Annotated in this window: 20 protein-coding genes; 10 read left to right on the forward strand and 10 right to left on the reverse strand. The window is 45.0% G+C overall.

The genetic code is table 11. The annotated features are described in order from the left end of the window. Nucleotides 1–85: 85 nt before the first annotated feature. Nucleotides 86–253 carry a CCGSCS motif protein gene (locus IEY18_RS08430; protein WP_188919732.1) on the forward strand — a complete coding sequence of 56 codons (168 nt, stop codon included), beginning with the start codon at nt 86–88 and terminating at the stop codon, nt 251–253. An 89-nt stretch (nt 254–342) separates the two neighbouring features. Here IEY18_RS08430 and IEY18_RS08435 read toward each other — a convergent pair whose 3' ends face one another. Beyond that, a complete protein-coding gene (locus IEY18_RS08435; protein WP_188919733.1) occupies nt 343–882 on the reverse strand; it encodes a lipocalin family protein in 540 nt (179 codons plus the stop codon). Between the two features lie 190 nt (nt 883–1,072). Then, nucleotides 1,073–1,474, reverse strand: a complete 402-nt coding sequence (locus tag IEY18_RS08440) for a YajG family lipoprotein (RefSeq protein ID WP_188919735.1) — start codon at nt 1,472–1,474, stop codon at nt 1,073–1,075. A 494-nt stretch (nt 1,475–1,968) separates the two neighbouring features. Here IEY18_RS08440 and IEY18_RS08445 point away from each other — a divergent pair, with 494 nt between their 5' ends. From IEY18_RS08445 to IEY18_RS08455, 3 genes are all read left to right on the forward strand, one after another. Continuing rightward, nucleotides 1,969–2,862 (forward strand): SdiA-regulated domain-containing protein, encoded by an 894-nt coding sequence (locus IEY18_RS08445; protein WP_188919736.1) that lies wholly within the window; start codon nt 1,969–1,971, stop codon nt 2,860–2,862. Nucleotides 2,863–2,982: 120 nt separating this feature from the next. Next, nucleotides 2,983–3,978 (forward strand): DUF3187 family protein, encoded by a 996-nt coding sequence (locus IEY18_RS08450; RefSeq protein WP_188919738.1) that lies wholly within the window; start codon nt 2,983–2,985, stop codon nt 3,976–3,978. 205 nt (nt 3,979–4,183) lie between these two features. Further along, complete coding sequence (locus IEY18_RS08455) at nt 4,184–6,052, forward strand: choice-of-anchor I family protein (protein ID WP_188919740.1); 1,869 nt, start codon at nt 4,184–4,186, stop codon at nt 6,050–6,052. A 133-nt stretch (nt 6,053–6,185) separates the two neighbouring features. On the opposite strand, the gene IEY18_RS08460 is transcribed toward IEY18_RS08455, so the two are convergent. Then, the gene (locus IEY18_RS08460) at nt 6,186–7,271 is read right to left on the reverse strand and encodes an HD domain-containing phosphohydrolase (RefSeq protein ID WP_188919741.1); all 1,086 of its coding nucleotides are present in this window, start codon (nt 7,269–7,271) and stop codon (nt 6,186–6,188) included. Between the two features lie 345 nt (nt 7,272–7,616). Between IEY18_RS08460 and IEY18_RS08465 the strand changes: the two genes are divergently transcribed. Beyond that, on the forward strand, nt 7,617–7,910 hold the full coding sequence (locus IEY18_RS08465; RefSeq protein ID WP_188919743.1) for a hypothetical protein: 294 nt from the start codon (nt 7,617–7,619) through the stop codon (nt 7,908–7,910). A 243-nt stretch (nt 7,911–8,153) separates the two neighbouring features. On the opposite strand, the gene IEY18_RS08470 is transcribed toward IEY18_RS08465, so the two are convergent. The 3 genes from IEY18_RS08470 to IEY18_RS08480 all read right to left on the reverse strand — a co-directional run bounded on the left by IEY18_RS08470 (nt 8,154) and on the right by IEY18_RS08480 (nt 12,585). Beyond that, the gene (locus tag IEY18_RS08470; RefSeq protein WP_229779787.1) at nt 8,154–8,936 is read right to left on the reverse strand and encodes an arginine N-succinyltransferase; all 783 of its coding nucleotides are present in this window, start codon (nt 8,934–8,936) and stop codon (nt 8,154–8,156) included. Between the two features lie 163 nt (nt 8,937–9,099). Further along, nucleotides 9,100–11,130, reverse strand: a complete 2,031-nt coding sequence (locus IEY18_RS08475) for a S9 family peptidase (protein WP_188919745.1) — start codon at nt 11,128–11,130, stop codon at nt 9,100–9,102. A gap of 210 nt (nt 11,131–11,340) precedes the next feature. Further along, on the reverse strand, nt 11,341–12,585 hold the full coding sequence (locus IEY18_RS08480; protein WP_188919747.1) for an NADH:flavin oxidoreductase/NADH oxidase family protein: 1,245 nt from the start codon (nt 12,583–12,585) through the stop codon (nt 11,341–11,343). 264 nt (nt 12,586–12,849) lie between these two features. Here IEY18_RS08480 and IEY18_RS08485 point away from each other — a divergent pair, with 264 nt between their 5' ends. From IEY18_RS08485 to IEY18_RS08495, 3 genes are read left to right on the forward strand one after another with little or no spacing between them, the layout of a single operon-like run. After that, the gene (locus tag IEY18_RS08485; RefSeq protein WP_188919748.1) at nt 12,850–13,305 is read left to right on the forward strand and encodes a hypothetical protein; all 456 of its coding nucleotides are present in this window, start codon (nt 12,850–12,852) and stop codon (nt 13,303–13,305) included. A 19-nt stretch (nt 13,306–13,324) separates the two neighbouring features. Next, nucleotides 13,325–14,725 (forward strand): ATP-binding protein, encoded by a 1,401-nt coding sequence (locus IEY18_RS08490; protein WP_188919751.1) that lies wholly within the window; start codon nt 13,325–13,327, stop codon nt 14,723–14,725. Continuing rightward, the gene (locus tag IEY18_RS08495) at nt 14,722–15,414 is read left to right on the forward strand and encodes a response regulator (RefSeq protein ID WP_188919754.1); all 693 of its coding nucleotides are present in this window, start codon (nt 14,722–14,724) and stop codon (nt 15,412–15,414) included. The genes IEY18_RS08490 and IEY18_RS08495 overlap by 4 nt, the downstream gene beginning before the upstream one ends. 368 nt (nt 15,415–15,782) lie before the next feature. Here IEY18_RS08495 and IEY18_RS08500 read toward each other — a convergent pair whose 3' ends face one another. Beyond that, nucleotides 15,783–16,241, reverse strand: a complete 459-nt coding sequence (locus IEY18_RS08500) for a hypothetical protein (protein ID WP_229779788.1) — start codon at nt 16,239–16,241, stop codon at nt 15,783–15,785. A 213-nt stretch (nt 16,242–16,454) separates the two neighbouring features. Here IEY18_RS08500 and IEY18_RS08505 point away from each other — a divergent pair, with 213 nt between their 5' ends. Beyond that, a complete protein-coding gene (locus IEY18_RS08505) occupies nt 16,455–16,706 on the forward strand; it encodes a DUF2999 family protein (protein WP_188919756.1) in 252 nt (83 codons plus the stop codon). 139 nt (nt 16,707–16,845) lie between these two features. Here the strand turns inward: IEY18_RS08505 and IEY18_RS08510 are convergent, their stop codons facing one another. The 3 genes from IEY18_RS08510 to IEY18_RS08520 all read right to left on the reverse strand — a co-directional run bounded on the left by IEY18_RS08510 (nt 16,846) and on the right by IEY18_RS08520 (nt 20,937). After that, nucleotides 16,846–17,940 carry a PepSY-associated TM helix domain-containing protein gene (locus tag IEY18_RS08510; RefSeq protein WP_188919758.1) on the reverse strand — a complete coding sequence of 365 codons (1,095 nt, stop codon included), beginning with the start codon at nt 17,938–17,940 and terminating at the stop codon, nt 16,846–16,848. A gap of 92 nt (nt 17,941–18,032) precedes the next feature. Next, entirely contained in the window at nt 18,033–20,108 is a 2,076-nt protein-coding gene (locus tag IEY18_RS08515; RefSeq protein ID WP_188919760.1) for a TonB-dependent receptor, read from the reverse strand. A 358-nt stretch (nt 20,109–20,466) separates the two neighbouring features. Continuing rightward, on the reverse strand, nt 20,467–20,937 hold the full coding sequence (locus IEY18_RS08520; RefSeq protein ID WP_188919762.1) for a Fur family transcriptional regulator: 471 nt from the start codon (nt 20,935–20,937) through the stop codon (nt 20,467–20,469). Between the two features lie 499 nt (nt 20,938–21,436). Here IEY18_RS08520 and IEY18_RS08525 point away from each other — a divergent pair, with 499 nt between their 5' ends. Further along, nucleotides 21,437–23,572, forward strand: coding sequence for a TonB-dependent siderophore receptor (locus IEY18_RS08525; RefSeq protein ID WP_188919764.1), 2,136 nt, complete (start codon nt 21,437–21,439; stop codon nt 23,570–23,572). The last annotated feature ends 72 nt before the right edge of the window (nt 23,573–23,644 follow it).

The raw sequence follows: 23,644 nt of genomic DNA on the forward strand, positions 1-23,644 counted from the left end.
AACAAGCTCATGTTGACGCTTGTTCGTGCGGCATATAACATGCATTCAGACAGCATGTTATATTTCGAAATACAGGGGTTCTACCATGGCTTTATCTTTTACAAAAATGTTCAAAAAAGACCAAGACGTTGACACCAAGCCTGCTGCACTCAAGCAAGCGACGATGAAACCTGTCTCAAATAAGCCGGCGGACAACGGGAATCAGCCAAAACACAATGGTGAAGATGTTTGCTGTGGCTCTTGCCAAAAGTAAGCTTCAGCTCTGCTATCCTCAGACTGAGTCGACCCACTTGCACCGACCATATGTGTCCTGAATAAGTGGGTTGAACTGACGGGCAGATATCATGGCTTTGCAACTTCGCTCACTGATTTTTGGTTAACCCAAATCAGAGCATCGGTATCAAAACCTGCTGTGGCTGATGCATCAAGAAAAGCTTGCTTCACTTGCTCTGAGACTTGAGGTGTACGCGAAAGCAACCATAAATATTCATGATCAGGCCCTGAGACAAAGGCATATTGATACGCTGCCGCCTCAAGCTCAAATACGACATAAGCCCCGTAAAATGGGCCAAAAAATGAAACCTTCAAATAGCCCGAATCAGGTGACTCAACAAAATAAGCTTTGCCATCGGCTTCTTTCCAACGTTTATCCACGGCATCATAACCGCGATTCAATACGGCGACACCACCATCACTACGCATGCGATACGTTGCACTCACATTAGTCAAACCCCGCTCAAATGAATGATCGAGTCGAGCAACTTCGTACCAAGTCCCCAGATAGCGCTCGAGTTCAAAATTGTTCACAGGTTTCACACCATCAGGCACGCCAACACAAGCCGTAAGCCACACACAAACACACAGCATCCAGAGACGTTTCATTAGCTCTTTATCCTTAGACTTTTCATCGACAACTCAATGATCACTACGGCCCCAGCTCCAATCAAGATCAGCCATTAAAAAAGGGAGTACCCGAAAGGTACTCCCTAAAATTCATCTGCGCGATAAAAGCATCAAAACACCCAGACGCCAAATGACATCTGGGTAAAGTGCGCGAGCTTAAACGAAAGAATTAATCTTCTTCAGGAAACTCGTAGTCGTTTTTCTTAGCAATCTTGTTCAGCTTACCAGCAAACTCTTCAGACAGAAGGCAGTCAGAATAGCTCTTCATGTAAGTCGCCATATCAAGTTTGCTACGATCAATTTTATCAATCTTATAAGCGCTATATTTAGGAAGTTCAAACAGTGCTAATGCGTCATTCAAGATGTCTTTACGCACATCTTCATCAATATCTTCAGCGCCTTTATAAAGCTGATCATCAACACATTTGATAACTGCAAGGTATTGAGGAGAAGTTTCTACACTAAGTGGCTTGCGTTGCACAGAAGAATTTTCTTCGATATCACTCGAATCACTGCAACCTGCCAATACTAAACTTGCCATAAACGACAATAATAACGCGCCCTTTTTCATATTTGTCATTCCTGTTTGATTGTCTTTTTACCGGAGTAAGCAGCTAGACCCATAGGCTCAACGTGCTCTGTTGAAACCCATAAGTTTGGCTCAATTTTTCAGCAAGATTATCACAACCATTTGTTAATAATCTTTTTTACATCTCAAATTCAGTGTTTTGTTTTGGGGTGAAAATCATTTTTGCAGGATGGTTCAAAGCACGACCAGAGACCACTGTAAAGGCGGTCACAATTCAGTCTATTTATAAGAACAATGCACGCACAATAAACAAACCGTCATGTTACCAAAATGTTAAATCACATTTGTCACCTGATAGAATTTTGTACGCTACCTCGATGCTAAATCAGTCATCAATACAAAATCATTCAAGATCCCTTTGAACTTCTTTAAAAGAAGCCAGTCTGATGGGTGCAATTTGAAAACAAGGCACCACCATTGAAGTCGCGATGGCAACGCTTGCGAAATAGGCTCAACCAAAACATAGGAAAATGTGAGTGAAACTGAAACCATCGTTGATAAAAGCAATCGCCATTTGTGCCTGTTTATACGGGCTTGCGAGCCTATTTGATTTCGACGATCACCTGTTTAATCAATTCACCAAATACACGAATCAGTATCAAGGGTTTAACCAGAGTATTCAGCTCGACGAATATGATATCGAAATCGATGCACTACCGATTCAAGGCATTGAGAAAAACCTTTCCGGCATTACCTATAGTTCAACAACAAATTTGCTATACGGGATTTCAAATAGTCCTCGCTACATTTATGAACTCAACAAAGAAGGCAAACTCCTTCGCAAGATCAAGCTCCACAAATTTAGAGATACAGAGGGCATTACTTTCTTAAAAGATAATCTTTTCGCCATTGTGGATGAGGAGCAAGGCTCAATTTTTGTGATCGAAATTAACGACGATACCACCGATATTTACAAGCAACATAATGCCAAACAGTTTTCATTAAACATTGATGCCTTTGAAAATTTTGGTTATGAAGGCATCGCCTACCACGCCGAAAAGGATGGCTTCTATATCGTGAATGAGCGTTTCCCAATGGAAGTCATCAAGATATCCAACTGGCTCAACGGTCAAGGACCTCTCAGTATCGGTCCCGAAAAGCAGATGAATCGCATGAACAACTTTATGGACGATTTTTCAGGATTGCACTTCAATTCAAATAACCAAACACTACTATTTTTAAGTGATGAATCGATGTTAGTCACAGAAGTCGCACTCGATGGCAGCAAACTTAGTTATTTGGATCTTGAAAAGGGATTTTTTGGTTTAAAGCAAGACATCCCACAAGCCGAAGGCATAACACTCGACCAAGATGGCCTGCTATATATCGTCAGTGAACCCAACCTATTTTATCGCTACCAGAAAGACTAAACAAAAGAGGCGAATCTCGCCAAACCTTACCCTGTAAAAACAGGAACCATGACATTTGTAATCGTATGACATAACATGGAATTTCTATCTTAAATCGACATTGCATGACAAGGTAGCGTGATGAAATTTACAAGCCAATTATCGCTAGTTTTCCTCTTCACATATTCTGCTTCTGCAGCTGTGGTTGCCAAGCCGGATGCAAGTTCATCTGATTTTGGTCCCCTACTTATTCGTGCTCAAGCGCCACTTCAGTCCAGCAGTGTGTCCACCAAAATTCGTAATGCCTTTCAAAGTGTGAACCACGAAGTTTATGCTTCCGCATCCATGGCCAGCATTTGGGCGATTAACGATGATTACACCATGGATTACTATCAAAATGATCTGCAATTTGGTGGGCAATATGCTTTTGAATCAGGCACAAAAATTGAGCTCACTTATCTATATAGATTTGCTGCAAACAATCATCTTGATTCACTCTCCATTGCTTTTCATGATGCCATTGGTTTAGGACAGAATGGGCGCGAAGATGTCGACAAGCATCGATTTGTCATTGATGCCCCCAACTATATCGATGCGCCAATAACCGACTTTGCCAACGAAACCCTAAACAATGTTTGGGAACTTTATTTTGAGCAGAATTTATACCAATCAGCACCCGATAGCCTCGGAGCGCATCACGCGCTTTCTCTGGGCGCGACACTCTTTTATAACTATGTCGGTCATGGGCCTTTTGCAGATCATTCATTCGAACAATCTGCGCAACTAAATTACAGTGTCAATTTTGACCATCAGCACTACCTTTATACCCTTGCAAGTTTGAGTCATCGAGACAGCACAGACATCGAAAACTTCCGCTTTAAAGAGTGGACCTACAGCCTAGGTGCTGGCTACCAGTATCGTTATGACGACAAACATAGCTTTCTTGCTGAAATGCAAATTTACGAAGGAATTGCTCGAGACTTAGAAGATCTGAAAGAAAGTGTTTACGAATTTACTTTAGGCTATCGTTATCATTACAAGCAAGGTGCTTTTGAAATCGCGATGATTGAGAATGTCATCAATGCGGACAACAGTGCCGATATTGCATTTACCTTTGCATACCGCCACCGTTTATAAATTCGGCTAAACCCCACACTATGCTTCGAGCCGATAACAACGGCTCCAGCGCTATTGTTTGCAATGAACACAACATCAAACGGTGCCGCAATGATACGCCGTTTGGTAGGGCTGTCATCATTTCATCATGTGTCTGTCGCCAAACTGTCATCCTAGACCCGTAGCTTTTTGTCAATTTTGTTAAAAGTGACCACAGGACTGACACATGAATAACAAACTTCTTCCCTTGGCTTTCGCCATCAGTTTAGCCAGCCTAAGCGGGTGCGATGGTGATGATGGGCAAAACGGCACAGATGGTATCAATGGCTTTAACGCGCTCGTGTCTCTCACACCACTCGCTGCGGGTGATGTGAACTGCACGTTTGGTGGCAAGCAGATAGAAACCGGGCTGGACCGCAACCTCAATGGCCTGTTAGATGCAGACGAAGTCGATACGACACAAACACAATACGTGTGTCAGGCATCGCAAGGAAAACTCAATGCCAGTTTGATTGGTCGCTACGAATCCGGAATATTCGGTGCGAGCGCGGCAGAAATCGTGGCTTACCATCGGGCAAGTAACCACAGCTACGTCGTCAATGCCCAAAGTGGCACGATTGATGGCATTTCACTCGCGGGCTTGGCCGACACACCAGCAACGACCAGCACGGGATACACACTCAATAATCTGACGAAGTCGTGGAGTCTTGATATCGCTGCAGATACAGGACTTACCGGACTAGGTAGCGCAAATAGTGTAGCCATACATGGTGATTTAATGGCAATTGCAATTGAACGACAAGATGAAGCTGGCAACAGCAAACAAGGGGCTGGCATCGTTGCTTTTTATCAATTGTCGCTCACCAATGCGCCTAGCTATTTAAAGGCAGTTTCTGTCGGTGCATTACCCGATGCGCTAACATTTAATCATGCTGGAACGCAGGTGCTCGTTGCCAACGAAGGGGAGCCAACGGATGACTATCTAGTTGATCCTGAGGGCAGCATCTCTCTCATTCAAATTCATGAGAGTGTCCCAGCAGATGCCGCCACTCACATTGGCTTTAGTGACTTCAACGTCGGTGGAAATCGTGCTGACGAAATCTCGGCCATGATCAAGTTAAATGGCCCTGGCGCAAGCGTGGCGCAAGACTTAGAGCCTGAATATATAAGCGTGTCAGCAAATGACCAATATGCCTATGTCAGCTTGCAAGAAAACAATGCCATTGCAGTGATCGATTTAATGGAAAGCCGCATCGAAAGCGTTATCGCACTCGGCCTCAAAGACTACGGTCTGGCAAACAATGCTATTGATGCGAGCGATAAGGATGATGCAATTAACATCATGGCTTATGAAGGTGTTTATGGCATGTACCAGCCCGATACCATCGCCAGCTACGCATGGAATGAATCGAATTTTATTGTCACAGCGAATGAAGGCGATGCTCGAGACTATACTGGCTTCTCTGAAGAAGAAAGAGCAGACGATCTTACCCTAGACCCCAACCATCCACAGTATGCCGCAGCACAAGATAAAACCCAGCTCGGTCGCCTCAAAGTGACAACCAGCATGGGGGATACGGATATGGATGGCGATATGGATAAAGTGGTGTCCTACGGCGCACGCTCATTCTCTATTTGGAGCCAAGATGGCCAACAAGTTTACGACAGCGGTAGTGATTTCGAACGCATCACCGCGGCAATACTTGGCGACAATTTCAATAACCACAATGAAGAAAGCAAAGGCGATGCGCGTAGCGATGACAAAGGCCCTGAGCCGGAAGCGTTAGCATTAGGGAAAATAGCCGACAAAATGTACGCCTTTATTGGCCTAGAAAGGACATCCGGTTTTATGATTTACGATATCACCAACCCATTTGATGTAAGCTTTGTCGATTATATTGTCAATCGTAACTTCGATATAGAGTTTGAGATTGATGGCGATACGCTCGATGGTCAACCGGAATTGGCTGGTGACTTAGGCCCTGAAGGGATGCGTTTTGTAGCAGCAACCGACAGCCCAACTGGTTTACCCTTATTGATTGTAAGCAATGAGGTTAGTGGCAGCACCAGCGTTTACCAAATCCAATTGCAGTAAGCTGTATTCTGACGTGCAAGATGCAGTCTAAACACATACTGCATCAACATATAATGGGAAAGCCTGCTGATTCAGCAGGCTTTTATTCTATCGGGTTCTCTTCTGTGGTGGTTTAGCAAATGCGACCTTACCGCTAGTTGGGGTATTTCTCACGAATTGCTAAAAAGTCATCTAAATGATTTGTAAATAGATCAACTAGTTGAGGATCAAAATGAACTCCTCGTTGCTCAGCAAAAAGCGCCATGATTTTATCCAGTGGCCACGCATCCTTATAAACCCTTGCACTTCCGAGCGCATCAAAAACATCAGCAATCGCTGTAATCCTGCCATAAATATGGATCGATTCGCCTGCCAATTGCTGTGGATAGCCGCGACCGTTCCATTTCTCATGATGTTGATGGGCAATAATCGCAGCCGTTTTTAAAATGGGTCGAGACGAGTGTTTCAACAGGTTATATCCTATTTCAGCATGTAGCTTCATCTCTTCAAACTCTTCGTCGGTCAATTTGCCCGGTTTCTTCAATATGGCGTCTGGGATCCCCACCTTGCCGATATCGTGCATCGGAGACGCGAGCTTAATCAGCTCAGCTTCTTCTTTCTCTATTCCTGCAAGCAAAGCCAGTCGTTCGGAATATTCCGCCACACGACGCACATGGTCGCCCGTTTCTTTTGAGCGCGTTTCACCAATTTCGCCCATTGCATAAACGACTTCTTTTTGTGTGTCGATAATCTCCAAGTTCAGTTCAACAATTTCGGTAATATCGGTTGCGTAAACCGCCACACCATTAATTTGCTGAGAGCCGCGGGCCACCAACGAATAAACGCGACCTGATTCCAGCGAGAGTTGGCGCTGTCTCATGGACTGCTGCGTAATTAGCTCAACAATATTGTCTGACATCAGATCCGTAAATTGCTGGACAGCGGGCAGCACCTCCTTGGCGACTTGATTTGCAAAAACAAGCTTAGAGTCAGCTGTAAAGATAAACACTGGCTGCGGATTATTGCGAGGCAAAAATGCTGCATATCGATGCGCTAACGCAGAGCCTGTTGTTCGATGAAAAAATTGCGTTAATGGGCATTTATGAGTCAAGCCAGTCTGAACCAGCATCAACCCCATGGGGATCAACATGAACCAAAACACATGGGTGCCCACGGCGATTAGCCCAGCCCCCACAAAAACTCGATAATAACCTTCTTTCTGGCTTAAATTAATTAGCATCACAACCCTACTTTTTAAAATTCAAAGGGGAATAACCGCACGCACTCAACACTCCTCATTATTTTAAGTCAGACTTGAACATAAAACGAAATTAAAAGCGGTTTCAGTGCCACTATTTGAACCGGAAGCAAATTCCCCCTTACCCTGATGCTGACTATTCAAACTATATCGGCCAATGAATATCGCTCTACTTTACAGCCTCTTTGTATTTAAATATGTGCGGTCTTGGCCTTCGTCGACTCAAACTCTGCACCTTCTCCTTAGAATCTACACGCTCTATCCTTAATTGCTGGTTACTTTGGCTTTAAACCTTATAAAATTGACGAAGCCGTGAGAGGGAATCCAATGTCCAGCAAAAATTTTTCGACCTTAATTTCTATTTTACTGTTTAGTTCATTAACTGCGACGATCGTACAAGCACGCCCATCGAAAGAAGATAAGCCGCCACAAGAGGCTATTGACGCCTGCGAAAATAAGAATGAAGGCGATCAAGTCTCCTTTGAATCCCCCAAAGGAGACACTTTAGAGTCAACTTGTGTGCTCCTCGAAGAGCAATTGGTCGCTGTACCCAAAAAACCACAGGCGCAAACCGAGGAAACAGCGTTAGCCTTCTCTTGGTGGTCGTCTGAAGGTGATTGACTCATTAAAAATAGCAAGCCACATCGCCACTGCAACAAACAGAATGAGCCCGATTAAACATCGTAAATTTTTGCAAGAGGGCTCGCCACTTTCAAGCTTTGTTTGCCGAGTGATTGCACCAACAACTCAACGTTCTAAATCAGCACGAACAACCGCAATTAAAGAAGAATTGCAATGGTCAATCACTGGAAAATGACGGCTGGAACCGCCTCACTTGCGAGGCGAAAATGATTTGCACTGCATTTATTGACGTAACTTAATGGACAATTCACCATCTCGTATTTGAATATCTTCAACACCATCAGCAAATGTATTCCAGAAACCACGATCTCCAAACTCGCTGACCAAATTGACATTTTTCATATTTCCTAGCCAAGCATTCGGGATCGGGACGCCCATTAAGCTAACTCCAACGAGAGCAACCACAGGACGGCGATTATGATCGAGGTGAATGTCTAATCCTGCATTCACCCTCAGCGTTTCACCAGCCATAATCGGGAAATCTCGAGGAACCGTGATCAATACGGTGGCACTGGCGAGATCATTAGAAAAATCAATTGCCGCGCGCTTTGCAAAGTCTGGACTACGTGCAATCATCGAATTGACTTCTTTTTCGCTAAACGTCACTTGTCGGTCAGCATCAAACTCTCGATAGGGTTGCGGTGTTAATTCACCCAGATCTTTTTGCCCTGACGCTCCTTGAGCGCCCCCTCGTTGAGGCGAACGTGTATCCACCTGACGTGCTTTTGGCTGACTTTGACCTTGCCAACCCAGTTGGTTCAGTTTGTCATCCAGCTTTTGCTCTTCACTGGCGCTCAGCGTTACTGGGGTCATGGGCGCAGGAAAGATATAGGTGCGGATCACAAAGAAGGTGATGCCGATGGTAATGGCAATAGTTGCTAAAATAATCAGAAATAGCTGGCCACCGGAAAAGCCGCGTTGTTTAGAGCGCACCTGATTGGTACCGTGCGCTTTCGCTTCGAGTCGTGTTATTTTTCGTCGTGAGGTTGAACCAACAAACTGCATTTCAAACTCCAAAAACCTTTAATCTACTCTCAAGGTTACTGCGCCTCTGAATAGATTGAAATCAAATTGTTGATTTTGTTAAATCGAGACAGCAAAGGTTCAGAAATAACAAAGGGCCGATACGGCCCTTTGAATGTGGTTTTATTACTCAAATCCTTCAGGCTTAACGCCCACCAGGCTCAGCAAAACGAGCATTCCACTTTTTCACTTCGTTGTACCAGTAGATGGAATTGTTTGGTTTCAAAATCCAATGGTTTTCATCTGGGAAATAAATCATGCGCGATTCAATCCCCTTGGTTTGCAAAGTACGGAATAGCTCGAAACCTTGGCCCACTGGCACTCGATAATCTAGTTGACCATGAATAACCAATGCCGGCTTTTCAAAGTTCTTTGCACCATAGTGAGGAGAAATCGACTGATAGATTTCAGGCTTTTCCCAATAGTTGCCAAAGCGAGTGCTATGGACAGCAAAATCCGCGGCCATTTGCGAGTACATGTTATAAACAGCTGCATGAATAAATAACGCATTAAATGGGTTATCTTTCTGGCCAAGAATAATGGAACTTAAGTATCCACCATAGCTACCGCCACCGGCAACCAAACGCTCACTGTCAATCCAATCTTTCTGCTTGAACCACTCTGTCGCTTTGTAGATATCTTCAAGAGACTTATTTTTCCAGTCAGGGTTAATACTGTCTGTAAACTTCTGCCCAAAGCTGCCTGAGCCGTGGAAGTTCGGCCAAGCGGTTACATATCCCCATGAAGAGAAAGTTTGTGCATTCCAGCGATAGTGGAAACTATCGGAAATCGCGCCATGAGGGCCGCCGTGGATCAACATCATCAATGGGTATTTTTTGCTTTTATCAAACCCAGGAGGGTAGTGAACCCACATTTGAATGTCGTCACCATTGTAGCCTTTATAAGTCACAGACTCATAAGTGCCTAATTCAACATCAGCAAGCACATCGTCATTGAAGCGATCAAGACGTTTAGTTTTACCGGTACGCGGATTAATCGTCACGATACGAGCAGGATGCAAAAAGCTTTGATTCGCAGCAACCAAAGTTCCATCGTTAGCAATCACTGGCTTGCCAAAATCAGTCTGCTTGGTGACTGGCTTCGCTTTACCATTTTTAGCATTGATGTGGTAGATACGATTCGTCGCAGCATCTGCAATGGATGCATAAAAGCCTTTGCTATCCGGAGTCCAGCTATAACGAGACACAGAGCGATCCCAGTCTTTGGTCATCACACGTTCTTTTTGTTGCTTCAAATCAAACAACACAAGACGAGAGGTATCACCATAAAAACCGTGGATTAACTGACGGGTGAATGCCAATGTTTTGCCATCAGGACTAAACTTAGGTCCACGATCCGGAGCGTTATTCTTTGGCGTGATATTTTTAACTTTGCCATTGCCAATTTTGGCAAGGAAAATATCAACTTTAGCATCAACTTGATTGTCCCAACCGTTCGAGTTAAATGCTATCCAGCGCTCTTTGGGATCAATATCATAGCTTCCCGCGCTTTGCGAAGAACGTGAAAGCTGCTTTTTGAGGGGTTGAGTAATCGCTTCAATATCACCCCCCTTTACCGGGATACGAAAAACATGGGCTTCTCTGTCTTCATCAATCCAATGGTCAAAGCTAGAAAATGGTAAAGCATTCCATTGGTGTGCAGAGACCTTATCGTCTTTATCCGCTTTTAGCTGCTCGCCCATCTCTTCCCAGTTTTTGCCAGGGAAAATACGGCTGATAAAGTAAAGGTGCTCTCCGACCCACTTAATCCCATACACACCACCGGGCACATCCGTGAGGCGTTGTGCTTCGCCGGGACCATCCATCGGCAGCAGATAAACCTGACCCGCCTCATCTTTGTCTCGCTTACTTACAAACGCGAGCGTTTTGCTATCAGGTGAGAATACTGGCTCACTTGCCCGTAATCCTTTCGCAGTAATGGCACGTTGGCCTGAACCGTCTTTCGCGAATAAATACAACTGTGTTGCGCCTTTGTCTTCAGGTACATCGTACTGAGTGACAGGTGCAACAATATATTCACCATTAGGTGAAATAATGGGGTTACCGATACGGCTAAGTTGCCACAATACTTCCGCTGATAGTGGCTTATCTTGCCCTGCAATAGCTGACGCGAAAGGCATCAGTAAGCAAAGCAATAGAATCCCTACTTTTCTCACGAGAGTCTCTCCTTCATACCAAGTTGGTTGATTTGTTCTTATCTTCGTTTTGCCCACAACTGCATACGCAAGCCACAAAACGCGTTGCGCCACAGTATAACGAGCAAACGGAAGCAATGGGTAAGATAAATGACGAGCTGAAGCAGCTGTTTACAAATTAGTGATAGAAAAAGGACAAAACGACTCGTTTGCCCTCGTTCACTCGGTCATTTATGCACGTCGCTTTCGAAATGAGTAGATACCGGCAGAGAGCATCACATGGAAGAAGGTTCGCCACTCACTTAAATTTGGCTTCGGCGCTTTTCCTTGAGCCATTCGCGCAAGTTGCTGTTCATACCAAGTAATATTCAGCATCGCCATGGCATCTATCGCTTTTACCCCGGTCGTCAGATGTTTAAGCTCTTGTTTGTGAGAATTGCTTTGTAAAAGTTTATTCGGGAAGTCAGGATCTACCGCGGTGGTTCTTGCCAAGCCAATCATATCGGTCGCTCCAGTATTCAGCGCCTCTTGCATCCCCGCAGCAGAGCGAAAACCGCCGGTTAAAACAAGTGGCGTATCAACAAGGCCTCTCACCTTCTCAATGTAATCTAAAAAGTAAGCTTCGCGCTTTAAGGTCGAGGCTTTGACTTTATGCCCCATCATGGATGGGCTTTCATAGGTACCCCCAGAAATTTCGATCAAATCAATACCTGCCTGACTCAGCGCTTGTACCACCTGCATCGAATCCTCTTCACTGAAGCTGCCTTTCATAAAATCAGCAGAATTCAGTTTGATACCCACGGGAAAATCATCTCCCACTTGTTCACGGATAGCACGATAAACTTCAAGTACAAACCGCATGCGGTTCTCCAGTGAACCTCCCCATTGGTCATCGCGTTGATTATGGCGTGTTGATAAGAACTGGCTAACGAGATAACCATGAGCACCATGAATTTGGACACCATTAAAGCCTGCCTCTTTAGCCAGCTTCGCACTGAGGGCAAACTTTCCAATAATGGTAAAAATCTCTGTTTCAGTCAGAGCTCGCGGCGTATTAAAGCCCTTTTCTAAACCACCTTGCAGTGAAATGGCGGATGGGGCGACGGGTTGATCACAAATAAAGTTGGGGATCTGCTTACCCGGGTGATTCAATTGAGTCCAGATTTGACAACCATTTTGCTGCCCTGCTTTTGCCCAATCGGCAAATAATGATAAATCTGATGCTTCATCGAGCACCACATTTTTAGGCTCTCCTAATGCGGTGCGATCGACCATAATATTGCCAGTCATGGAAAGTCCAATGCCCCCGTGTGCCCAGCGGCCATACAAGGTCGCGAGTCCGGGTTTTGGGCTATGCTCACGTGTCCCTAACTGTTCGCTCATGGCCGATTTGAAAAGGCGGTTCTTAATGACTTGACCATTACCAAGTGTCAAAGGGCTGTTCAGGGTTAACTCAGGGGTTTGCATTGAGGTCATTGAGGCTCGAGCTCCAAAGGCTAAAGAGTAAGTTCTAAAGTAATTACTCTGCTAGCATAAAGAAATGTTCGACAAAGATCACACTATCGCAAATATTTTAATCAAAAGTCACACAGTAACAACAGCGATAGCTCCCCGCATAACCACTCATTGCGCAATGAATACTTGGTTTCTGCACTTTTTCTGCACATTGAAACGATACGATATGCTTTCTAATCACTGATTTTAGAAAAGTCGCCCTGTATTGTACTGTTGAGGTAAGCCATGACATCAATTCAAGCCAGCCAAGGTTCACCCTTGAACTTCAGCCAACGCCAGCCCCAAGCGCTGTCGAATGAGCAAAAAAGTTTAATCGAAGAAACACTCAAAGGATTTGATCCAGAAAATCTCACCCAAGAAGAAGCCTTAAGTATTACCGAAACATTTGCCGATGCTGGAATACAGCCGGGACGAGAGCTAGCAGAGTTGATGTCCACCTATGAGTTCGATGCCAAAGCGATAGGCGATAAAGCAGGAAATCCGCCCCCACCTCAACCACTTCAAATGGATACGGGCACGCTTGATATTTCAGAAGACATGCTAGAAACACTAAATAATCTGATCAATGAATATTATAGTGATAGTCTGTCTGAGCAAGATCGAGAGTCACAACTGCAGGCAATTAAGGAGATCTTAGATGAAGCTGCACCAGAAAACGGCCTCATCAATACCCTAGCCTAGTTAACAAGAGGGATCACCTTTGAAGGTCAGTCTAGCGAAGAAATTACTGTTGGCCTTTATTGGTCTAACTTTCGTGGTGTTACTGGCAACGCTTTCTCTTGCCCGCTGGAGCTTTGAGCAAGGATTTCTCGACTACACCAATGCCCTTGAGCAACAGCGATTAACCCGCATCGCCGAACGACTTTCTTCGTTGTACCAGCAACGTGGAGAGGCTTGGTCTGCCATCTCTTCTCAAGAACTAAATCAGTATTTAGATGATTCACTCCGGCCTCCACCGCCGAGGCACCGTCCGCCGCCAAATGACAAGCTGCGCCCCCCTCGCTCCCACCAGCGTCCTGAGACGGCATTGGTCAACACTCAGCAATCATTGCTCGCCGGACAACTGCCTCAAGCAAAAGAGTCAGATTGGATTCGAGTGCCTATTCGCGTTAAACAACAAACCATCGCCGAACTGATTACCGCGTCAAAACGTCATTTTTCGTCACCACAAGCCACAGCATTCTCAAAACAACAATGGATAACAAGTGCGATTATCGCTTGTGTCGCAATGGGGTTAGCATTGCTTGTGTCTATACGATTGACCCAAGTTTTGCTCGCTCCAATCAGGCGCATGCTACTGCATGTCTCTCAAATATCGAACGGCGATTATCACGTCAGGCTTGATGAGCCTCGAAACGACGAGCTGGGGCGATTAATGAAAGATTTAGATCGCCTGACCCATCAACTCGAAGAAAACCAAAGTGCTCGCCAACGTTGGATCGCAGATATCTCCCATGAACTGAGAACCCCTGTCACGGTCTTAATTGGCGAAATCCACGCAATTCAAGACGGTCTGCGCCCCCTCGGAATGACACAAATTCATTCATTAGAACAAGAAGTCGAGAGAATCAGTCATCTTATCGATGACCTCTACCAACTCTCTTTAGCCGATATCGGAGCGCTGCGGTATCAGTTTTATCCTTTGCTTCTCGACGAGTGTCTCATCAACTGCATTGATAAAGCTCGAGTCAGTGCAGAGCGCAAAGGTTTGCATATCGTACTGGAAAATATTCAACCCGCTTGGGTAAACGCAGATGCGCAACGCCTAACACAACTATTTCATAACCTACTATTAAACGCTCAAGCGTATACGGACGCTCCTGGCACAATCAAAATTAGCCAAACAAATACTGATGACCAAATTATTCTCTGCATTGAAGACTCAGCGCCAAGTGTCAATGCTGCAGATTGTCAGCGACTCTTTGAGCCACTCTACCGCCAAGAAACATCACGAAACCGGCGAAATGCTGGTGCTGGTTTAGGCTTAGCCATCTGCCAGAAGATCATAGAAGCCCATCAAGGCCGTATCGCAGCGAGTCCTTCTTTGCTCGGCGGCATGCGTTTCGATATATTCTTGCCACGATACCAAGAGACTAAATGATGAATGCAACTCGTATCCTTGTCATTGAAGATGAACCGAAAATCGCCCAACTCATCGTCGACTACTTGAAACTGGATGGTTTTGAAGCTGAAATTGTACCTGAAGGCACAAATGCAGTGGGTATCATTCAAGAGACACAACCAGATTTCGTCATTCTTGACCTGATGCTACCGGGTAAAGACGGTTTAACTATCTGCCAAGAAGTAAGGCTGTTTTCAGAAGTCCCCATCCTCATGCTCACCGCAAGAGTCGATGAAATAGACAGATTAATGGGGCTTAACTCTGGCGCAGATGACTATGTCTGCAAACCATTTTTACCGAAAGAAGTAGTCGCAAGAGTCAAAACTATTTTGAGGCGGGTCAATCGTTTAAAAAACCACAAACCATCTGCACAAACAATTGAATATGCTGGCATACAACTCGAACCAGAAAGTTTTCAATGTTCAGTGAATGGTCAAGGTGTAGAGCTGACCCCGGTAGAATTTAGGATGTTAAAGGAGTTGTTAAGCCAACCAGGGCGAGTATTCAGTCGTGAACAGCTCATGCAAGCCAGTTATCAGGATGACCGAATTGTTAGTGATCGCACCATCGATAGTCATATAAAAAATCTAAGAAAAAAAATTGCGATGAATGACCCGCAACGAGAACGTATTCATTCTATCTATGGCATGGGATACAAAATCGATTAACTCAAAGAAGCTCGTCAAACTCTCGCATCTGCTTACGAAAGGGTTTCATGCGGTAATGGCTTGCAACGCCAATAGTAAATCCAGATCAGTGACGGAAAAACACGCCATCAAAACCCTCAACAAGCCAACGCTGAACAGGCTTTAAGATAGATTTTCAGTATTTAGGAGCGGGAGAGATAACAGATAAAGTCGGCATCCTTGCATTCAGCTACGCTTTTTAATTCCAAGAATGTTCATAGCACAGCTTTGGTCACTATAAAATTCCAGTAATATTTCGATAAAAAAACACCAAAACTATTGTATTTGAACGAAATCTCACTTTTAAGTCATAGACTCCTGATGTGAATTACTCTCCTTTCAAAGCAAGGCTAGTCTCCCAACATATCCCGCAATTGTTGTTCTGCAATTTCAGCGGCGCTTTTTGGGGTTTTCTCTTGTTTGTCACTATCCGTTGTTGCTGTACGAGTCTCTTCCTCCCCAAATAGTGCAGCAAATTCGGCCGCCGCTTGCTCTTGGGCGCTTCGCACAGAATTCGAAGGAAAATCACCGGATTGAGGTGAACTCGGTATGTCAGTCATAACTGGCTTAAAATAATCACAAAAATTGGCTCGTTCGCGGTCAGAAACCCAATCGGCACGGTCTTCACGACAGTCTCCACGCCCTGAATCTTGAAAGAAGACACACATTTTGCACACGTGTTGATCAGCGCGGCAGGATGCGCATTCTTCACGACGAGATAACGGCAAAATCACATTTTCAAGTGGTCGGCTACATTGCCAGCAGAGAAAATGAGCATTATCTTGTTGCTGTGGAATCATTTCATTCATCAGTGGCTCTCTCCTCTGCTTTGCACCCGTCTCAGCGCACCCATACGAAAACTGCCATTTTGAACCTATATTACAACCCTCCAGCATGGAAGTCGCATCGTTTTATGTTGCGACTTTCGTCAAGTTCACAAGTCCTTCTCAACCAAACCAAAGTGGGCTTTGCTGTGATAAAATACCTGCCTTAAACAATTTAACCGTACATAAGGCACAGCAATGAACCCAATTATTGCCCTGTTAAAAGAACAAAATATTAGTGACGACAAGATTAAATCATTATTTCAAACCCTAACAGAGAATCCGCTCGCAGCCATGGCAACCATAGGTCAACTCGGCATTCCACCAGAGAAGCTACAGCCGTTAATGGCAATGATCATGCAAAATCCCGCCTTAATTAAAGAGGCAGTGCTTGAACTAGGACTCGACTTCTCAAAAGTGGAAGCCGCAAAAGAAAAGCTTCAAAAGTAGGTAATCGCTGGACTAAATTGAGGTTGTTGACTTAGGCCAACCAAAGACAGGTTAGCCTAAGTCAAATTCAAATGAGACGCCCATATGGTGAAAAGCAGCTAAATCCGTTCTCCTCCACACACCCCCGAATCATGTTCCACTAACGACGGCTGTTTTGCCATCGCCGCCATGACAACATCACACCGGTATAAACAAGCAAGCATGCAAATAATGAAGCAAGGCCTGCGAGCGTCTGACCAATAATACCGAAGGCTTCTCCCGTATGTAAAAAGCGTATATATCCTCGCGCTTTACGATAATTTGATTGCTGCTCGAACCTTTGCAGCATCAGCTCACCATTCACCGTGTTCACCACAACAGACACACGCTTTTGCGGTTCCCCACCATTCCCATTATCCACCTCAAACACCTGCATATCCTTCGCCACTGCACTAATCGGTAGGCTAAGGGTTCGCCATTGAGGGAATTGCTGTTCCACCCGTTTTAGCTGGCTTGCCAAAGGCAATACCCTTGCAGCGGTGTCCATCGGTTTAGGCAATGCGATCATGTCTTTTGAAACATATTGCTCAAGTGCTTGCCCAGGCCACTTAAATGAAAAAAAGATCGCAGTAACAGCCAGTACCAGCAAAATGGGCGCCATATAAAAACCAAAAACATGGTGCCATTGGTCGTTACGCGATTGAACCGAAGGGTGTTTCGTCGTTAAAGTTAACCGTTTTCTAAATGCTCTAAGGTTTAGTCGCTTCGGCAGCCACAGATAGATGCCAGAGATGATCAATAAAATGAACATGACGTTCGCAACACCATTTATCCAGCGCCCAGTTTGGCTAAATTTACCATCCAGTGTAAGCCAGCGATGAAAAGCTCGAACCTTGGCAAAGAAGCTTTTCACCCCGGCTGCTGGCGGAGCAATTTCCGCACCGGAAAATGGATTCAAATGGGCAATTGTTTTACGACCATCTTTTATCATTACTGGGGCATTCTGTCCCTGAGTGAGCACGACTTTAGGTGCTTTTTTGGTAGGATAATCCAGAGCAATTATCGCTAACTCATCTAATGATAAACGTTGTGCGTTGACCTCTGGTGGCAAAGGATAATCCGATTGCGCGGCGGCATTAATGATCTGTCGTTCATAGGTGAGCACAACACCCGTCAATGACATTAAGAAGATAAATAGAGCAGCACCACAGCCAAAGATTAAGTGCACCCAAAACAGAGTTTTCCGAATATTCATAAATATCAACCGAGAGCCAGCGCAACTGCGCGCGGGCTCTATTTAAAGGTTTTTTATTGAGAGAAGAGTAAATTCTCGACAGTTGTCATTGATTAAAACGAGGCTCTTACTTCGAAGCGAGCCATACGGCCGCCTCCCACAGTGACGTTATTTACACCACCACCAGCGAGATAATCGGTATCCAGTAAGTTCTCAATATTAAAACGATAATCTACGGGTATACCTGAGATCTCAGCTTGATAGGTTGCGCCAAAATCAACCCGAGTATAGGCATCCTTGGTTACGGTATTTTCACTATCGGCATATCTTTCGCCTTGATAGAAAAGTCCAGCATTGAGCGCCAGCTTCTCAGTGACTTCATAGCGAGACCAAATCGACGCTGACCATTCAGGGGCATCGACAGGCGTCATGCCTTGGTAAGTGTCATCTTTTTCATATTCGGCATCTAGATACATACTCGATGCCATTAAGAACAATCGGTCATTCACCGCACCTTGGGCCGAAAGCTCAATCCCTTTGTGTCTTTGTAAACCCGATTGAGTGGTGATTGTATCGGCACCCGAACCACCGTCTAAGCTTTCCGTAACGAGGGCGCCTGACTTTTTGATATCAAAAATGGCGGTTTCAACCATCAGGCGGTCCGACACTTGCCACTTCGCACCCAATTCAATTTGTTCCGATGTCACCGCATCAAGCGCCATTCCATGGTTCGCATCGTTTTCATCATTCAGCGTTTCGCTTGAAGCAGGCTCAAACCCTTCCGAATAGCTTAGATAGATAGTTGCATCTTCATTCGGATGATACAGAGCACCCAACTTAGGCACAAAAGACTCACTGTCTGCACCTTCTCGGTTTTGCTGATCAAAACGGCCACCAAAGACAAGTTGCCACTCGTCATTTATCGTGACTAAATCCTGAAAATAGAAGCCATAGTAATCATACTCACTGATGTAGAGGCTATCGTCACTTTTGTAGCTAATGTCTGGCTTGAGCGGTTCAGGTTGGCCCGGCGTGTAGTCCACTGCAACAGGCGTCGTTCGTCTTTGCTCATAATAATAATCCAGGCTATTCATCCCAATGAGTACCTGATGTTCAATATCACCTGTAGCAAACTCTCCTGTAAAATCGACATAAGCCGTTTTAAATTGCCAGTCGTCATAGCGGTCATAATATTGTGAGGTATAGCTATCGCCTTCTGCATAATCAGCTGGTTTTCGGGGGGCAGACTCAAACCGTTGCCGCTCAAAATTTTGTTGGTTGTAGCCGAGTTTTACCGTCCATTGCGGATTAAAATGATAGGTCGCGTTACCGCCGATATTATTGACTCGAATATCGGTAAACGCCCATGAAAAATCATAAATCGTCTTTTCATCGCCAATCAAATCCCCGTCGCTATCGAGCCAAGCGCCGGTATCTAAACCTGCTTTATCATCCGTTTGATCATAATAAACATCCACAGACAAATTCTCAGACACTTGATACGCCAGTGCAATTGAACCCAAGAAACGATCTCGTTCGCGCTGCTCGCCATTGTGGTATTCACGGTCATAAACCACGTCCTGTTTCACCAATATACCGCGATAACTCAAGTCTTCAGTGAGCGCGCCACCGGCATCGAGCATAAAGCGCGTAGAGCCGTTTTGATCAGTATCAGCACTCAAGTCAAATAGACGTCTTTCGGTCGGTTTTTTCGTCACCATATTCACCAACCCACCAGGAGCCGATTGACCGTATAAAATACTTGAAGGCCCTTTAATCACCTCAACACTCGACAGGGTTTCAATGGGCTGCTGATAATGTGACCAGTGTTGGTGACCATCTCGCAAATAGCCTGTAGACGAGCTTAAAGCGAACCCTCGAGAGTAAAACACTTCTCGATTTCGTTGCTTCGAACCCGGCGATAAACTCGCATCATTCGCAAGCACACTCCCCAACGTCGTTGCCAGCTGTTCATCCATAATGAGCTCAGGAATAACAGTCACAGCTTGCGCGGTTTCGAGTAAAGACGTGTCTGTTCGCGTCGCTCCTGACGCGTTGTCAACTTGATACCCGTTAAAATAACTGCCCACAACTTCAATTCGTTCAATATCCTGAGTCTGAGCCATGGCTTGCTGGCTTGTGGATGTTAAGGCTGCTAAGACGGCCACTGCTAAGTAGTTTTTTTTCATGACATTTCCGCGCATGTTGATGAATCCAAGAAGAACGGCCGGAATTGTACAGAGATCAAATGAGAATGCAAATGATTATCATTTGATCTCTTTCGAAATGTGAATCTAAGCGAAAACAGTCATCAAAACTTGGGCACAATGAAGCCATAGTGTTTGTCAGGCAGCAGGGATTTTCTCGGAGGTAGACTTTTGAATTGACAGTGTAGGCCAATGAAAAATAATAGGAATTGTGAGCGTGAGCGATGACTCGCAGCAGCTCTACGATCTTGGGGACTGCCTGCTTGAAAAGCTTAGCGCGACAAATTGTATCTCTTGCTCATCAAGGGGCAACGAACTAGAGAAACACCCATAACTTTGCTTACTCGGAAGGCGTTTCGAGTGCCGCTCGACATCCATTACATAGACAGTCCAATTCGAACTGAGTCCGTTGAAGGTAGAAGCCAGCATCAGCAACTGATTTTTCTAACTGCGCTAAAAGTGGTTGAGGAATATCCACTTCTCGGGTTTCACCGCAATGATTACAAACCACAAAATACTGATCATGATGGGCATGTTGGCAAGCTAAATGTGCACAAGCGATGTACTTATTGGACGAGGTCAGCTTATGGATCAGGTTTAGCTCAACAAAAAGATCCAAGATTCGATAAGCCGACATCGCCTGCATACTTTGCTCTGCCTGCTTGTTATATAAATCCAGCAATTCATAGGCTGAAAGGGGCTGCTTAGCAATAAGCAAAGTCTTCAAAACTTGGCTTCGCTTATCCGTAAAGCGTACACCAGCTTGCTGACATTTTTGTTGCGCTTGCTCTAGCAGTTTTTCAACCTTCATGCCTGATACTTGCCTCTCGTAGATGTTCAATAACCGAGTTACTTTAACATGATTCCCACTGCAAGCTTGAATTGGTAATCAGAATAGTTGCCCCGTATCACGCATCTCAAATTCCCATCATCAATACACGACGGTTCGACCCTTCAATACAGGAGGTGAAGGGTCATGGTTATCGTCCAACACCTCGGAATGAAGTCCTTTATGATCAGCAGCTGCGATTCGGCCATTCCCTGCAAGTTTGGATTTCGCATCAGTATTTTCGTCGTCATCAAAATGTGACGTGGCGACACTTTTTCATCATCATCGAGAAAAACTACTTGATAATAATTCTCATTAGCGTTTAAATTCGTAGCCAGTTTAATCGTGTGACAACGTCTTTGTGCATGCAGCAAAGATAAAGTTTTTGAATATTTCATTCCAACCACGAATGTTATGTTGTAACATAAATTAATTATTGATTATCTCTTATTGAATTCTTACCTTACGAGGCACAGAAAGCATGAAACGCAGTACACATATCCCCGCCCGCGGCGCGATGCTGTTATCACTCTCTATCTCATCCGCATTATTGCCTGCGATGGCGACAGAAAATGAACCCGTCGTTGAGGAAGAGCTAGAAGTGATTGAGGTTCGTCAGATGCGCCAAGCCTACCGTGGCAACGTGCAAACCACAGATCTCCCGCAATCCATTGCAACCATTTCCCATGAAACCTTGGAAGTTGCTGGCATCACAGATCTACAAACCTCCCTCGGGTTAGTCAGTGGGGTGACCCGCCAAAACGACTTTGGCGGGCTCTGGGATATGTTCGCGATTCGTGGTTTCGCCGGAGATGAAAACCTACCTTCTGCGTACCTGATTAATGGGTTTAGCGCAGGACGTGGCTTTAGCGGCACTCGAGATATGTCTAATGTCGAAATGGTTGAAGTTTTAAAAGGCCCAAGTTCCGCGCTTTATGGTCGCGGCGAACCTGGTGGTACCGTCAATATCACCACTAAGAAACCACAATTTGAACAAGAAGGTTATCTTAAATTCACCGCGGGTAGTTTTGATACCTATCGAACCGAAGGTGATTACACCAACGCCCTCACTGAGGATCTTGCTTTTAGAATCAACGGTGCTTATGAGGATGGAGAGAGCTACCGCGATACTGTCACCAAAAAGAAGACCGCTATAACACCGTCTTTCCTATATCAACTCAGTGAAGACACCGTATTGAGCTATGAACTTGAATACTTAAAGCAAGAAGCCAATATGGATCGAGGGGTTGTGGTTGTAGACGGCAAGCCGTTTTCAAACTCAAATTTTTATGGCGAGCCAGCAGATGGCCCTGTAGAAATCAATGCCATGGGTCATCAAATTCAGTTGCAACATGATCTCTCGGGGGACTGGGTACTCAACGCGGGGCTAAGCTACCGAACATCTTCGTTTGAGGGCAACGCAACTGAATCTCGATGGTATAACGCCGATGAGAATCATATTGTTCGCCAACGCCGATATCGGGATTTTGATGCCAAGGATTTGTCTGGACGCTTTGAATTTAGCGGCTCCACAGAATTGTTGGGATTGCAGCATAACCTATTGATTGGCGGTGATGCATATGACTACGAACTCGATCGGCTGATTCTACGTTATCGTCATAATCAAGCACCGGAAGGGAGCGACGAAAGTAGCTCAGCATATTACGCAATCGACTTCGATAACCCAGAATACCGCGATGTACTGCCAACAATGTATGGCAACACCGATGATCTCGAAGAGCAAAGCGGCCAAGGTGTTTACATTCAGGATCAGCTTGATCTGTCTGACCGTTGGAAAGCAATGTTCGGCATACGCTTTGACCACTTTGAGCAGACGTTAACAAACCGCCGTAACCCTGACTCAAATTACAGTGTGTCCAAATCATATTTTAATCCACGCTTTGGGCTCGTTTACGAACTCGCAGATGAAGCGCGTCTATATACCAGTTATTCAAAAGGCGCGCGCCCGAATACGGGTGTCAATAGCCAAGGAAATGGACACGACCCAGAAGAAAGCCAATCTTGGGAAATTGGACTCAAGTGGAATGCATCAGACACTGGGTTCCATGGTACTGCGGCAGTCTTTTCAACTGAAAAGAAGAACATACTCGCAAGTAGTCCAAATGGCGACGGCACAACCGAAGCAATCGGAGAAGCCACAAGCCAAGGATTTGAGCTTGATATGTCTTATGAGCTGACCCCTGACACCTTGATCTCAATGGCGTATGCCTATGTCGATGCGCAAAATGCCAAAGAAATTAAATTGTGGGACTGGTATGTCATTGAAGAAGGTGCGCGACTCGGTAATGTCCCAGAGCATAGCGGCAGCTTGATGCTACGCCAATATGCCGAATTTGGCGGCTTTGAGGGTAGTGGTGGGTTTATTGTTCAGTATGTCGGCACCCAACTAGGTGACTTCCTCGAACAAGACTATGAGCTACCTAGCTATACCTTGGTTAACCTATTTGCCAACATTGAGCTGACGGATAGTTTGGGACTCAACTTAAATATCAACAACTTGCTTGATGAAGAGTATTACGCAAACTCATACATGGATGAATGGACAATGCCCGGAGCGCCGCGGTCATTCAATGCGAGTATTAAGTACTCTTTTTAACCTGAGGCAAAGGAGATTCATTCGCTCGCTTGTCTGGTTAAATGTCTCCCTGAATTGTCGAAGCCAGCCAAT

The sequence above is a fragment of the Shewanella gelidii genome (genome assembly GCF_014647855.1).
In the GTDB taxonomy this organism is placed as follows: Bacteria; Pseudomonadota; Gammaproteobacteria; order Enterobacterales; family Shewanellaceae; genus Shewanella; species Shewanella gelidii.

What these genes read in the sequence shown, in the direction of transcription:
- IEY18_RS08495 (WP_188919754.1), top strand. Translation starts at nt 14,722, where the DNA reads ATGATGAATGCAACTCGTATCCTTGTCATTGAAGATGAACCGAAAATC.
- IEY18_RS08470 (WP_229779787.1), bottom strand. Translation starts at nt 8,936, where the DNA reads ATGCAGTTTGTTGGTTCAACCTCACGACGAAAAATAACACGACTCGAA.
- IEY18_RS08515 (WP_188919760.1), bottom strand. Translation starts at nt 20,108, where the DNA reads ATGAAAAAAAACTACTTAGCAGTGGCCGTCTTAGCAGCCTTAACATCC.
- IEY18_RS08460 (WP_188919741.1), bottom strand. Translation starts at nt 7,271, where the DNA reads ATGCTAATTAATTTAAGCCAGAAAGAAGGTTATTATCGAGTTTTTGTG.
- IEY18_RS08430 (WP_188919732.1), top strand. Translation starts at nt 86, where the DNA reads ATGGCTTTATCTTTTACAAAAATGTTCAAAAAAGACCAAGACGTTGAC.
- IEY18_RS08480 (WP_188919747.1), bottom strand. Translation starts at nt 12,585, where the DNA reads ATGACCTCAATGCAAACCCCTGAGTTAACCCTGAACAGCCCTTTGACA.
- IEY18_RS08525 (WP_188919764.1), top strand. Translation starts at nt 21,437, where the DNA reads ATGAAACGCAGTACACATATCCCCGCCCGCGGCGCGATGCTGTTATCA.
- IEY18_RS08450 (WP_188919738.1), top strand. Translation starts at nt 2,983, where the DNA reads ATGAAATTTACAAGCCAATTATCGCTAGTTTTCCTCTTCACATATTCT.
- IEY18_RS08440 (WP_188919735.1), bottom strand. Translation starts at nt 1,474, where the DNA reads ATGAAAAAGGGCGCGTTATTATTGTCGTTTATGGCAAGTTTAGTATTG.
- IEY18_RS08520 (WP_188919762.1), bottom strand. Translation starts at nt 20,937, where the DNA reads ATGAAGGTTGAAAAACTGCTAGAGCAAGCGCAACAAAAATGTCAGCAA.
- IEY18_RS08455 (WP_188919740.1), top strand. Translation starts at nt 4,184, where the DNA reads ATGAATAACAAACTTCTTCCCTTGGCTTTCGCCATCAGTTTAGCCAGC.
- IEY18_RS08465 (WP_188919743.1), top strand. Translation starts at nt 7,617, where the DNA reads ATGTCCAGCAAAAATTTTTCGACCTTAATTTCTATTTTACTGTTTAGT.
- IEY18_RS08505 (WP_188919756.1), top strand. Translation starts at nt 16,455, where the DNA reads ATGAACCCAATTATTGCCCTGTTAAAAGAACAAAATATTAGTGACGAC.
- IEY18_RS08500 (WP_229779788.1), bottom strand. Translation starts at nt 16,241, where the DNA reads ATGAATGAAATGATTCCACAGCAACAAGATAATGCTCATTTTCTCTGC.
- IEY18_RS08435 (WP_188919733.1), bottom strand. Translation starts at nt 882, where the DNA reads ATGAAACGTCTCTGGATGCTGTGTGTTTGTGTGTGGCTTACGGCTTGT.
- IEY18_RS08510 (WP_188919758.1), bottom strand. Translation starts at nt 17,940, where the DNA reads ATGAATATTCGGAAAACTCTGTTTTGGGTGCACTTAATCTTTGGCTGT.
- IEY18_RS08485 (WP_188919748.1), top strand. Translation starts at nt 12,850, where the DNA reads ATGACATCAATTCAAGCCAGCCAAGGTTCACCCTTGAACTTCAGCCAA.